The organism is Nitrosomonas aestuarii (assembly GCF_003046585.1).
Taxonomy (GTDB): Bacteria; Pseudomonadota; Gammaproteobacteria; order Burkholderiales; family Nitrosomonadaceae; genus Nitrosomonas; species Nitrosomonas aestuarii.
Genome location: NZ_QAAE01000033.1, coordinates 1 through 12,550, shown reverse-complemented (window position 1 = coordinate 12,550; position 12,550 = coordinate 1). Strand labels below are relative to the sequence as shown.

The 12,550-nt window shown below is 42.1% G+C and carries 9 protein-coding genes and 1 tRNA gene; all 10 read left to right on the top strand.

Features of this window, described 5'->3' with window-relative positions; translation table 11 throughout:
* On the top strand, nucleotides 1–192 hold a 192-nt coding region (locus tag C8R11_RS15390; RefSeq protein ID WP_483406942.1), incomplete at its 5' end, for an EF-Tu C-terminal domain-related protein.
* Nucleotides 193–290: 98 nt separating this feature from the next.
* Nucleotides 291–366, top strand: a tRNA-Trp gene (locus tag C8R11_RS15385).
* 75 nt (nucleotides 367–441) lie between these two features.
* The gene (gene secE / locus C8R11_RS15380; protein WP_090703388.1) at nucleotides 442–786 is read left to right on the top strand and encodes a preprotein translocase subunit SecE; all 345 of its coding nucleotides are present in this window, start codon (nucleotides 442–444) and stop codon (nucleotides 784–786) included.
* Nucleotides 787–807: 21 nt separating this feature from the next.
* Nucleotides 808–1,341 carry a transcription termination/antitermination protein NusG gene (gene nusG / locus C8R11_RS15375; protein WP_090703386.1) on the top strand — a complete coding sequence of 178 codons (534 nt, stop codon included), beginning with the start codon at nucleotides 808–810 and terminating at the stop codon, nucleotides 1,339–1,341.
* Nucleotides 1,342–1,463: 122 nt separating this feature from the next.
* Nucleotides 1,464–1,895, top strand: coding sequence for a 50S ribosomal protein L11 (gene rplK, locus C8R11_RS15370; protein ID WP_090703383.1), 432 nt, complete (start codon nucleotides 1,464–1,466; stop codon nucleotides 1,893–1,895).
* A 2-nt stretch (nucleotides 1,896–1,897) separates the two neighbouring features.
* Nucleotides 1,898–2,596, top strand: a complete 699-nt coding sequence (gene rplA, locus C8R11_RS15365) for a 50S ribosomal protein L1 (RefSeq protein ID WP_090703381.1) — start codon at nucleotides 1,898–1,900, stop codon at nucleotides 2,594–2,596.
* Between the two features lie 290 nt (nucleotides 2,597–2,886).
* The gene (gene rplJ / locus C8R11_RS15360; RefSeq protein WP_090703378.1) at nucleotides 2,887–3,402 is read left to right on the top strand and encodes a 50S ribosomal protein L10; all 516 of its coding nucleotides are present in this window, start codon (nucleotides 2,887–2,889) and stop codon (nucleotides 3,400–3,402) included.
* 67 nt (nucleotides 3,403–3,469) lie between these two features.
* Nucleotides 3,470–3,850, top strand: coding sequence for a 50S ribosomal protein L7/L12 (gene rplL, locus C8R11_RS15355; protein WP_090703375.1), 381 nt, complete (start codon nucleotides 3,470–3,472; stop codon nucleotides 3,848–3,850).
* 148 nt (nucleotides 3,851–3,998) lie between these two features.
* On the top strand, nucleotides 3,999–8,072 hold the full coding sequence (gene rpoB, locus C8R11_RS15350; RefSeq protein WP_107796466.1) for a DNA-directed RNA polymerase subunit beta: 4,074 nt from the start codon (nucleotides 3,999–4,001) through the stop codon (nucleotides 8,070–8,072).
* 111 nt (nucleotides 8,073–8,183) lie between these two features.
* Nucleotides 8,184–12,395, top strand: a complete 4,212-nt coding sequence (rpoC, locus tag C8R11_RS15345) for a DNA-directed RNA polymerase subunit beta' (RefSeq protein WP_107796465.1) — start codon at nucleotides 8,184–8,186, stop codon at nucleotides 12,393–12,395.
* Nucleotides 12,396–12,550 lie beyond the last annotated feature (155 nt).

The window sequence follows — 12,550 nt, the reverse complement described above, 5'->3', positions numbered from 1 at the left end:
TATTTTAGAACGACGGATGTAACCGGTGCGATTGAGTTGCCGGCGGGAACAGAGATGGTCATGCCAGGTGACAATGTATCGGTGACGGTGAATCTAATTGCACCAATTGCGATGGAAGAGGGTCTGCGTTTTGCCATCCGTGAGGGGGGTAGAACAGTCGGGGCCGGTGTGGTTGCTAAGGTGGTTGAATAAAAATTATAGTGCAAAAGTATTAGGTTGTTGACAGGAGCTGAGAAATTAGTTTAAAAATTAACCATAATAGTCTATAGTAGTAAGATTTCGTGTTAAAAAGGCCAGTAGCTCAATTGGCAGAGCGTCGGTCTCCAAAACCGAAGGTTGGGGGTTCGATGCCCTCCTGGCCTGCCAAGTATAACCAAGATGTCGTCTCAGTAAATTAAATAATATAAGAAATAAGAAAAAGAGCGAGAAGGACTCATAAAAGTGAACAAATTAAAGCTTGGGCTAGTATTCATACTCATTTTGACAGGTGTTGTTGGTTTTACCTATTTGAGTGAGAGTGCGATGGTCATACGTGTGTTGTCAGTGCTCGTGGGACTTTTGTTGGCTGCATTTGTGGCTCGATATACAACCCAGGGACAAAATTTTTATGCGTTCTGTAAAGAGTCCTCTGAAGAAACTAAAAAAGTAGTCTGGCCCAGTCGCAAGGAAACGCTGCAAATGTCAGGGGTCGTTTTTGCATTTGTGGTGGCGATGGCGTTGTTTTTGTGGCTTATTGATGCAGCTTTGATGTCTATAGTTAAGCTTATGATGGATCAAGATGTTTGATGGCGTTCTTCAGAGAAAAAAATGAGTAAAAAATGGTATGTGGTGCATGCGTATTCCGGGTTTGAAAAAAGTGTACAGCGTGCATTAATAGAACGCGTAAATAGAGAGGGCATGCAAGAAAAATTCGGTCGAATACTCGTACCTGTGGAAGAAGTGGTTGAAATGAAAGGTGGCCAGAAAAATATTAGTGAGCGAAAATTTTTTCCTGGATATGTCCTTGTGGAAATGGAGATGTCAGATGAAACATGGCATCTAGTCAAAAATACCGATAAGGTAACAGGTTTTGTTGGTGGTTCGGTAATGAAGCCCACGCCTATCAGTCAGAAAGAAGTGGACACAATACTGCATCAAATTCAAGAGGGTATTGAGAAACCAAAACCAAAAATACTGTTTGAAATGGGTGAGGCGGTGCGTGTTAAGGATGGTCCATTTACAGATTTCCATGGAAGCGTGGAAGATGTTAATTATGAGAAAAATAAACTGAGGGTGTCTGTGTCTATTTTTGGAAGACCAACTCCGGTTGAGTTGGATTTTAATCAAGTAGAAAAATCTTGATAGCAGGGTAGTAGCAATATAAAACGCTTGTGTCTGTTGTTAGAGATTATATTGATGGCATATATGTGTCAATAAAAGGGGAGAGTAGCTAAACTCGCAAATACCCAATAGGAGAAATATCAGTGGCAAAAAAAATAGTAGGTTATATCAAATTACAAGTTCCTGCAGGTAAAGCAAACCCAAGCCCGCCTATAGGCCCTGCCCTTGGGCAGCGTCAATTGAACATCATGGAGTTTTGCAAAGCTTTTAATGCAGCAACACAGAAAATAGAGCCGGGGTTGCCTGTGCCGGTAGTGATAACAGCGTATGCGGATAAAAGTTTTACTTTTGTAATGAAGACAACACCAGCTTCGGTGCTTATAAAGAAAGCAGCGGGTGTGGGTAAAGGAAGCGCTAAGCCACATGTGGATAAAGTTGGTAAATTAAGCAGAAGTCAAGCTGAAGAAATAGCCAAAACAAAAATGCCCGATTTGACAGCGGCGGATATGGAGGCAGCTGTACGTACAGTTGCAGGTAGTGCGAGAAGCATGGGTATTGAGGTTGAGGGAATATAGAAATGGCGCGTACATCTACTCGTTATAAAGCAATTGCAGTTAAAAGCGACAGAAACAGGATTTATCTCGTCGAGGAGGCGTTGAATCTGGTGAAAGAAACAGCTACAGCAAAATTTGATGAGTCAATTGATGTTGCTGTTAATTTAGGAATTGATGCAAAAAAGTCGGATCAGGCAGTCCGTGGCTCAGTAGTTTTGCCCGCAGGAACAGGTAAAGCCGTTAGGGTGGCAGTATTCGCGCAGGGTGATAAAGCAAAGGAAGCGGAAGAAGCTGGGGCTGATGTTGTGGGGTTTGAGGATTTGGCTGCGGAGGTTAAGTCTGGAAATATAAATTTCGATGTTGCAATTGCAAGTCCTGATGCTATGCGTGTTGTTGGGCAACTTGGTCAAATTTTGGGACCGCGTAGTTTGATGCCTAATCCTAAAGTTGGGACTGTGACAACGGATATAGCTACTGCAGTTAAGAATGCGAAAGCTGGTCAGGTGCAATTCCGGGCAGATAAAACAGGAATTATCCATTGTACGATTGGTCGGGCCTCATTTGAAGTTGGTGCCTTAAAGAAAAACTTGGCGGCATTGATTGATGCGTTAAATAAAGCCAAGCCAGCTGCCTCGAAGGGCGTCTATCTCAAGCGTGTATCGGTATCAAGTACAATGGGGATCGGGGTGCGTGTTGATCAAACAAACTTATTGCAGCAATAATGAACTTTGGGCTTCCGAGCTAGTTAAAAATTAACTCGGTAGATTGTCAAAGACCGTTGGGGTGACTGTTAGTCAAGTATGAAGTTGTCAGTATTTGAAATAATGGTTCTTAAATTATAGTGAGCTTGTGGGGAGCTGTAATAATAGCTGCAAATGAAGCTTGTTGAACCCAGCGTAGATGGTGTCCCCAATAGCAGGAAGTTTTTTCCTGGTTAAAGGTCGCCAGTGTGCAGTGTTGGGATATTAACTTTATATGTCTAATTACTGCGATTACTGATGGAGAATGAACCTTGAGTCTTAATCTTGAAGAAAAAAAAGCCATTGTGGCTGAAGTAAATGCGCAAGTTGCAAATGCGCAGGCAATTATAATGGCGGAGTATCGAGGATTGGAAGTTGGGCAGATGACACACCTTCGGGCGAAAGCACGCGAAGCGGGTATCTATTTTCGCGTTATAAAAAACTCGTTGGTGCGACGGGCGGTAGCAGACACACCTTATGCCGCGCTTTCTGAGCATATGGTTGGCCCACTTGCTTATGGTATCAGCTCGGATCCTGTGGCAGCGGCTAAAGTTTTACAAGAATTTTCAAAAAATAATGAAAAATTCGTGATTAAATTGGGTGCAATGGGTGAAAATGTAATGTCTCGTGAAGATGTTACTGCGCTTGCTGCTCTACCAAGCCGAGAAGAATTGCTATCTAAATTGTTAGGAACAATGCAAGCCCCAATCGCCAAGTTTGTGCAGACACTGAATGAGGTGCCGACAAAATTTGTGCGCGGTTTAGCTGCTGTACGTGATAGCAAATAACGTTGCTAATCCTTCCTATTTAAAATACTCATAATTAAATATATCAGAATATAACCAGGAGAAAATAATGGCAGTATCAAAAGATGAAATTTTAGATTCTATTGCTAATATGACAGTGCTCGAATTGTCAGTGCTGATTAAGGAAATGGAAGAAAAATTCGGTGTATCAGCTGCAGCTGCTGCAGTAGCAGTTGCTGCACCAAGTGGCGATGGTGGTGGCGCAGCTGCTGCCGAACAAACTGAATTTACCGTTGTATTGACTTCTGCAGGTTCAAGTAAGGTAAATGTGATCAAGGTTGTGAGAGCGGTTACTGGTCTTGGGTTAAAAGAAGCAAAAGATTTGGTTGATGGTGCACCAAAACCAATCAAAGAAGGGGTTTCAAAAGAAGACGCAGAATCGATTCAGAAGCAGTTGACCGAAGCAGGTGCTAGCTGCGAAATTAAGTAATTTAACAGTTAAAAATGTTGGGGCTGGTAAACAAGATTTTGTTACCAGCCTTTGATATTTTTTTTGACTGGTATGTCTAATCTTTAGAAGAATTTGCCAGTCGAATATTTTTCCATAATTCTTCTTTCTTTTCTCCCGGAGAAAATTAATGGGCTATTCGTTTACTGAGAAAAAACGTATCCGTAAAAGTTTTGCAAAAAGGGATAGCGTTTTATCTATTCCATTTCTTCTCGCAACTCAGCTCGAATCCTATGCTTCCTTTTTGCAAGAAAATACACCACCCAATAAACGCAAAGATCAGGGATTGCAAGCTGCATTTAAATCAATTTTTCCTATTGAAAGTCATACGAAAAATGCACGCTTGGATTTTATAAGTTATGAATTAGGATCGCCAGTATTTGATGTTAAAGAATGCCAGCAGCGTGGATTAACCTATGCGTCATCATTACGTGCAAAAGTAAGGCTGACGCTCATGGATAAAGAGATATCCAAGCCGACTGTTAAGGAGGTAAAAGAACAAGAAGTTTATATGGGTGAAATCCCGTTGATGACTAATACGGGGTCATTTGTAATTAACGGAACAGAACGTGTTATTGTGTCACAGTTACATCGTTCTCCGGGCGTTTTTTTTGAGCATGACCGTGGCAAAACACATTCTTCTGGAAAATTATTGTTTTCGGCACGCATTATACCTTATCGTGGTTCCTGGCTTGATTTTGAGTTTGATCCAAAAGATTGCTTATACTTCAGAATTGATCGTCGTCGCAAAATGCCGGTTACTACATTACTGAAAGCAATTGGTTATACGGTTGAACGGATTCTCGAAGAATTTTTTATTTTTGACAGTTTTTCGCTAAACAGCAATACAATTTTATTCGAACTTGTACCGGAACGATTGCGTGGAGAAGTGGCCAGTTTTGATATTAAGACAAGAGACGATACCATTATTGTTCAAAAGAACAAGAGGATAACAGCTAGGCATATCAAAGAATTGCAGGAGGCCAATGTTGATCAACTTGAAGTACCCGAAGACTTTTTGTTGGGTAGAATGCTTGCGCATAATGTAATTGACACGGAAAGTGGAGAGATCATAGCGTCAGTCAATGATGAGATTACTGATGTAATGCTGACTAAATTTAGAGAAGCGAAAATCAGTAAAATTAATACGTTGTATGTAAATGATTTGAATTATGGCCCTTATATTTCACAAACTCTAAAAATTGATGAAACCATAGACGAAACTACTGCACAGGTGGCGATCTATCGCATGATGCGTCCAGGGGAGCCGCCTACCGAAGAAGCAGTAAAAGCTTTGTTTGGTGGATTATTTTATTCTCCGGATCGTTATGATTTATCAGTTGTGGGAAGAATGAAGTTTAATCGCCGTGTTGGACGGGAAGAGTTAACTGGGTCACAAACACTTTCCAATGAAGACATTATTGCGGTTATTAAAATTCTGGTCGAACTGCGCAATGGCCGTGGAGAGATTGATGATATTGATCATTTAGGCAATCGTCGTGTTCGCTCTGTCGGTGAATTGGCCGAGAATCAGTTTAGATCCGGTTTGGTTCGTGTTGAGCGAGCTGTCAAAGAACGGTTAAGTCAGGCAGAATCAGAAAATTTAATGCCGCATGATTTAATCAATGCAAAGCCGGTATCTGCTGCAGCACGTGAATTCTTTGGCTCAAGCCAACTGTCACAGTTTATGGATCAAACAAATCCTTTGTCAGAAATTACACATAAACGTCGTATTTCAGCTTTGGGCCCGGGTGGTTTGACGAGGGAACGTGCTGGTTTCGAAGTACGTGATGTGCATCCGACACATTATGGCCGTGTTTGTCCTATTGAAACACCTGAAGGGCCAAATATCGGCTTAATCAATTCGCTTGCATTATATGCGCGAACAAATGAATATGGTTTTATAGAAACCCCTTATAGAAAGGTTCATGAAAGTCATGTCAGTGATGAAATAAGTTATCTTTCCGCAATTGAGGAGGGTAATTACATGATTGCGCAAGCCAATGCTGAACTTGATAGTAAAGGAAAGTTTGTCAGTGATATTGTATCGTGTCGGAACAAAAATGAATTTGCACTTTCTTCTCCTGAGCGTATTGAATATGTGGATGTGGCGCCAGCTCAAATTGTTTCAGTGGCTGCGTCATTAATTCCTTTCCTGGAACATGATGATGCGAATCGGGCCCTAATGGGGTCGAATATGCAACGCCAGGCAGTTCCTTGTTTGCGCGCAGAAAAGTCCCTTGTTGGTACGGGTATAGAGCGCGTCGTGGCGGTCCACTCGGGAACGACCGTGCGTGCAGATCGGGGGGGTATTGTAGACTATGTAGATGCAAGTCGTATTGTTGTTCGCGTGCATGATGCTGAAACGAGTGTTGGAGAAGTCGGTGTCGATATTTATAATTTAATTAAATATACACGCTCAAATCAGAATACAAATATTAATCAACGCCCATTGGTCAATATCGGTGATCAAATTGAGAAAGGTGATGTCATTGCTGATGGCGCATCTACCGACATGGGAGAATTGGCGCTTGGGCAAAACATGCTCGTGGCTTTCATGCCTTGGAATGGTTATAACTTTGAAGATTCAATCCTGATTTCAGAGCGAATTGTTTCTGAAGATCGCTTCACCTCTATTCATATCGAAGAGCTTTCAGTTGTTAGTAGAGATACAAAATTAGGCACTGAAGAAATTACAGCAGATATTCCAAATTTATCTGAACAGCAGTTAGGCCGACTGGATGAATCAGGTGTTGTGTATATTGGTGCAGAAGTTGAGGCGGGTGACGTGCTCGTTGGAAAAGTAACGCCAAAAGGAGAGACGCAATTAACGCCCGAAGAAAAATTGTTGCGTGCAATTTTTGGTGAAAAAGCTTCTGACGTTAAGGACACTTCCTTGCGAGTACCCTCTGGTATTTCAGGTACAGTAATTGATGTTCAGGTGTTTACCCGGGAAGGCATTGAACGTGATAAGCGCGCGCAGCAGATTATCGATGATGAACTTGATCGCTATAAAAAAGATTTGGCTGACCAGATGCGTATCGTGGAGGAAGATGCTTTTGAACGCATAGAGCGAGTACTGACGGGAAAAGTTGCTACAGGTGGCCCTCAAAAAATTTCCAAAGGCTCAACTATTACGACAGAATACTTGAAAGGTATAGATCCGCATTACTGGTTTGATATTCGTTTGGCAGATGAGGATGCCAGTATTCAGCTCGAACAGATGCGTGAAAGTATGGCACTGAAACGAAAAGCATTCGATGAAGCATTTGAAGAGAAAAAGCAAAAATTAACACAAGGTGACGAATTGCCGCCTGGTGTGCAGAAAATGGTAAAGATTTACATCGCTGTCAAAAGACGGTTGCAACCTGGGGATAAGATGGCAGGTCGGCATGGCAATAAAGGTGTAATTTCCAAAATAGTTCCACTTGAAGATATGCCCTATATGGCTGATGGTACACCGGTAGATGTTGTGTTAAACCCTTTGGGTGTGCCATCACGTATGAATGTAGGCCAGATTCTTGAAGTTCACTTGGGTTGGGCAGCAAAAGGTCTTGGTAAAAAAATTGATAAAATGTTAAGTGAACAGCAAAGTGCATCTGAGTTAAAAGCATTTCTTAATAGAATCTATAACAGCAGCGGGAAAAAGGAAGCTATTGATTCCTTAAGTGATGATGAAGTTATTTCATTGGCTCGAAACCTAACGCAAGGTGTTCCATTTGCGACGCCTGTTTTTGATGGAGCAACCGAAAATGAAATTAAAGACATGCTGGAACTGGCTGATTTACCCGGGTCAGGTCAAATAACCCTTTATGATGGCCGTACAGGAGAAGCTTTTGATCGTCCCGTGACAGTCGGTTATATGCATGTGTTGAAGCTACATCACTTAGTGGATGACAAAATGCACGCCCGTTCAACAGGCCCTTATAGTCTAGTTACTCAACAACCATTGGGCGGAAAAGCCCAGTTTGGTGGGCAGCGTTTCGGTGAAATGGAGGTTTGGGCGTTGGAAGCGTATGGTGCAGCTTATACGTTACAAGAAATGTTGACTGTTAAGTCAGATGATGTGGCAGGTCGAACCAAAGTTTATGAAAGTATTGTAAAGGGTGATCATAAGATTGATGCAGGTATGCCAGAATCGTTTAATGTGTTAGTAAAAGAAATACGCTCGCTAGGTATGGATATTGATCTGGAACAAAATTAATTTTCAAACCATCGTAAAACACATAAATTCAAAAAGATTGAATTTTTAAAAATATTAGAAATTCATTATTTTCAATGATATTTATTGCCCCCTGATATACAGGAGTGACAAATGAAAGCACTGTTAGACTTATTTAAACAGGTTACCCATAAAGAAGAATTTGATGCCATTCGGATAGGTCTTGCATCACCAGAAAAAATTCGCTCGTGGTCATATGGTGAAGTAAAAAAGCCTGAGACGATCAATTATCGAACATTTAAGCCAGAACGAGACGGTTTATTCTGTGCCAAGATTTTTGGTCCCGTGAAGGATTACGAATGTTTATGTGGTAAATATAAACGATTAAAACATCGTGGTGTGATTTGTGAAAAATGCGGTGTTGAAGTAACACTATCCAAAGTGCGTCGTGAGCGTATGGGTCACATTGAGCTTGCTTCTCCTGTTGCGCATATTTGGTTTTTAAAATCCTTGCCATCTCGGTTAGGTATGGTGCTGGATATGACATTGCGTGATATTGAACGTATCCTGTATTTTGAAGCTTATGTCGTCACTGATCCTGGAATGACGCCTTTAACGCGTTGCCAGCTTTTAACAGAAGATGACTACCTGGCAAAAACTGAAGAATACGGTGATGATTTCAGTGCCAGTATGGGTGCAGAAGCGGTTCGGGATTTATTAGGCAATCTTGATATCAATGAGGAAATTGAGATTCTACGTCGCGAAATGGAAAGCACAGGTTCTGAAACCAAAATTAAAAAAATTTCAAAGCGACTGAAAGTTTTGGAAGCATTTAATAAATCAGGCATTAAACCACAATGGATGGTTTTGTCTGTGTTACCTGTTCTGCCACCTGATTTGAGACCTTTGGTGCCGTTGGATGGTGGACGATTCGCAACGTCTGATCTAAACGATCTCTACCGCCGTGTTATAAACCGTAATAATCGATTAAAACGTTTGCTTGAGTTAAAAGCGCCTGAAATTATTGTCAGAAATGAGAAACGTATGTTGCAGGAATCGGTAGACTCCTTGTTGGATAACGGCAGGCGAGGTAAAGCGATGACCGGGGCAAATAAGCGGGCTTTGAAGTCACTTGCCGACATGATAAAAGGTAAAGGTGGGCGTTTTCGTCAAAATTTGCTAGGTAAGCGCGTTGATTATTCGGGTCGTTCCGTAATTGTAGTTGGTCCACAGCTTAAGCTGCATCAATGCGGATTGCCAAAAAAAATGGCATTGGAGTTGTTTAAGCCGTTTATTTTTAATAAATTAGAAGTAATGGGTATTGCCAGTACGATTAAGGCTGCAAAACGAGAGGTAGAAAATGAGAGTCCGGTTGTTTGGGATATTCTAGAAGAAGTCATACGCGAACATCCGGTGATGCTAAATCGCGCTCCAACACTTCATCGACTAGGGATTCAAGCTTTTGAGCCGGTGCTCATTGAAGGTAAAGCAATTCAATTGCATCCTTTGGTTTGTGCTGCATTTAATGCTGACTTTGATGGCGATCAAATGGCCGTTCATGTGCCTTTGTCGCTTGAAGCGCAAATGGAGTGCCGTACGCTAATGATGTCGACTAATAATGTCTTGTCGCCCGCAAATGGTGAGCCCATTATTGTGCCCTCTCAGGACATAGTGTTGGGATTGTATTACACCACACGGGAAAAAATGGGTGCGCGTGGTGAAGGTATGTTTTTTGCAAATGTAAGTGAAGTTTCACGCGCATATGAAAGTCGTCAAGTTGAATTAAATGCCAGAATTACTGTACGTATTAAAGAAATTGAAACAGATGCTGATGGCGAACAGCACGAAAAAATTACGCGTTATGAAACGACTGTAGGGCGAACATTACTATTTGAAAACTTCCCGCCTGGACTACCTTTCTCATTACTTAACAAGACACTCAAGAAGAAGGAGATTTCCAAACTTATCAATGCGAGTTTCCGCCGTAGCGGATTGAGGGAAACTGTCATTTTTGCTGATAAGCTGATGTATGCTGGTTTTAGCTATGCGACTAAGGCGGGTATTTCGATATGTGCAGATGACATGCTGATTCCTAAACAGAAAGGCGAATTGATCGCAGCTGCTGAGAAGGAAGTGAAAGAAATTGAAGGTCAATATACATCCGGTTTGGTGACACAAGGTGAGCGTTACAACAAGGTTGTTGATATTTGGGGGAGGGCAGGTGACCAAGTTGCTAAAGCAATGATGGAACAACTTGGTGTTGAACAGGTACGTGATCAGAGTACAGGTGAAGTACAACTGAATGAGTCGGGAAAAGAAATATTGCAAGAATCTTTTAACTCAATTTATATGATGGCAGATTCTGGCGCACGTGGTTCGGCAGCCCAGATCAGACAATTATCTGGCATGCGTGGTTTGATGGCAAAACCTGATGGCTCTATCATTGAAACACCCATTACCGCAAATTTCCGTGAAGGATTGAATGTTTTACAATATTTTATTTCTACGCATGGTGCACGTAAAGGGCTTGCGGATACCGCACTTAAAACCGCTAATTCTGGATATTTGACGCGCCGCCTGGTGGATGTTACACAAGATCTCGTTGTGACTGAGGATGATTGCAATACCGGGGAAGGCGTAAATATGAAAGCGTTGATTGAAGGTGGGGAGATTATTGAACCACTCCGTGAACGCATACTGGGGCGGGTCGTAGTAAATGACATCATAAATCCAGAAAACCAGGAATTACTCTACTCCTCAGGTACTTTGTTAGATGAAGCTGCTGTTGATTTTATAGAGTCATATGGCATTGATGAAGTAAAGGTGCGTACTCCGCTTACATGTGAGACACGATTTGGTTTATGTGCAAAATGCTATGGGAGAGACTTGGGTCGTGGTTCACTTGTAAACGTAGGTGAAGCTGTCGGAGTAATTGCAGCGCAGTCAATTGGTGAACCAGGAACGCAGTTAACCATGCGTACCTTCCATATTGGCGGCGCAGCATCGAGGACTGCCGTGGCAAGCCAAGTGGAAAGCAAGTCAAGCGGTGTAGTGCAATACTCATCTACGATGCGTTATGTTACCAATGCGCAAAATGAGTTAATCGCGATTTCTCGTAGTGGTGAAGTTGTCATTATGGATGAGAATGGTCGAGAACGTGAGCGTCATAAGGCGCCTTATGGGGCTACTGTATTGGTTCGAGATGGTGAAAATGTAAAAGCAGGGCAAATCTTAACTACTTGGGATCCGCATACGCGTCCCATTATCACGGAATATAGTGGTAAGGTACGCTTCGAAAATGTCGAAGAAGGCGTGACAGTTGCAAAACAAATTGATGAAGTGACAGGTTTGTCAACACTCGTTGTCATCGACCCTAAGAGACGTGGAGTAATACAATCCAAGGGATTGCGTCCGTTAGTGAAGTTTCTGGATGATGATGGTCAGGAAATTAAGATTGCAGGTAGCGCTCAGCCAGTTAGTATTACATTTCAGATCGGATGTATTATTACCGTGCGTGACGGTCAACAAGTCAGTGTTGGTGAGGTTTTGGCGCGTATTCCGCAAGAAACATCAAAAACAAGAGATATTACAGGTGGTCTGCCGCGTGTGGCAGAATTATTTGAGGCGCGTGCTCCAAAAGATGCAGGTATGTTAGCGGAAGTTACAGGTAACGTATCGTTTGGTAAAGATACCAAAGGTAAACAACGTCTTGTAATAACAGACCTGGAAGAAATAGCCCATGAATATCTTATTCCGAAGGATAAGCATGTTATGGCACATGATGGACAGGTTGTTAATAAAGGTGAGGTTATCGTTGATGGCCCAGCCGACCCTCGCGATATTTTACGATTGCAAGGTGTGGAAGCACTGGCGCGTTATATTACCGACGAGGTGCAGGATGTTTATCGCCTGCAAGGTGTAAAAATTAATGATAAACATATTGAGGTAATTGTGCGTCAGATGTTAAGAAGAGTTCAGGTGGTTAGCGCAGGTGATTCTTATTTCATACCAGGTGAACAGGTTGAACGAGCGGATCTTCTTATAGAGAATGAGCGTTTGATTGCAGAGAAGAAAATGCCGGCAACCTATGAATTTATGCTACTTGGGATTACTAAAGCATCGCTTTCTACTGACTCATTTATCTCTGCAGCTTCATTCCAGGAAACAACGAGAGTCCTTACAGAAGCAGCTATCATGGGTAAAAAAGACGAGTTGAGAGGGCTAAAGGAAAACGTAATTGTGGGCAGATTGGTTCCTGCAGGCACAGGCTTGTCATTCCACAATACTCGTAAGAAGCAGAACGAATTGCCTGATATAAATCAAGATATCAGTATTGCAAGTGAGAGCAATGAACAGACTATTTGAGTTTGTCAACTTGTCAAGTAATACCAAACTGCTTGACAGTGAAGAGTTGACTGAGTAGTCTGCCGAGCGGAAGTAAAGAAGAAGAGAGGTGCTGCAAATCTTGCTTTGTACTTGAATGCACAGAGTTTGCGCGGGGAGTTGAGAGGATAGCGCGT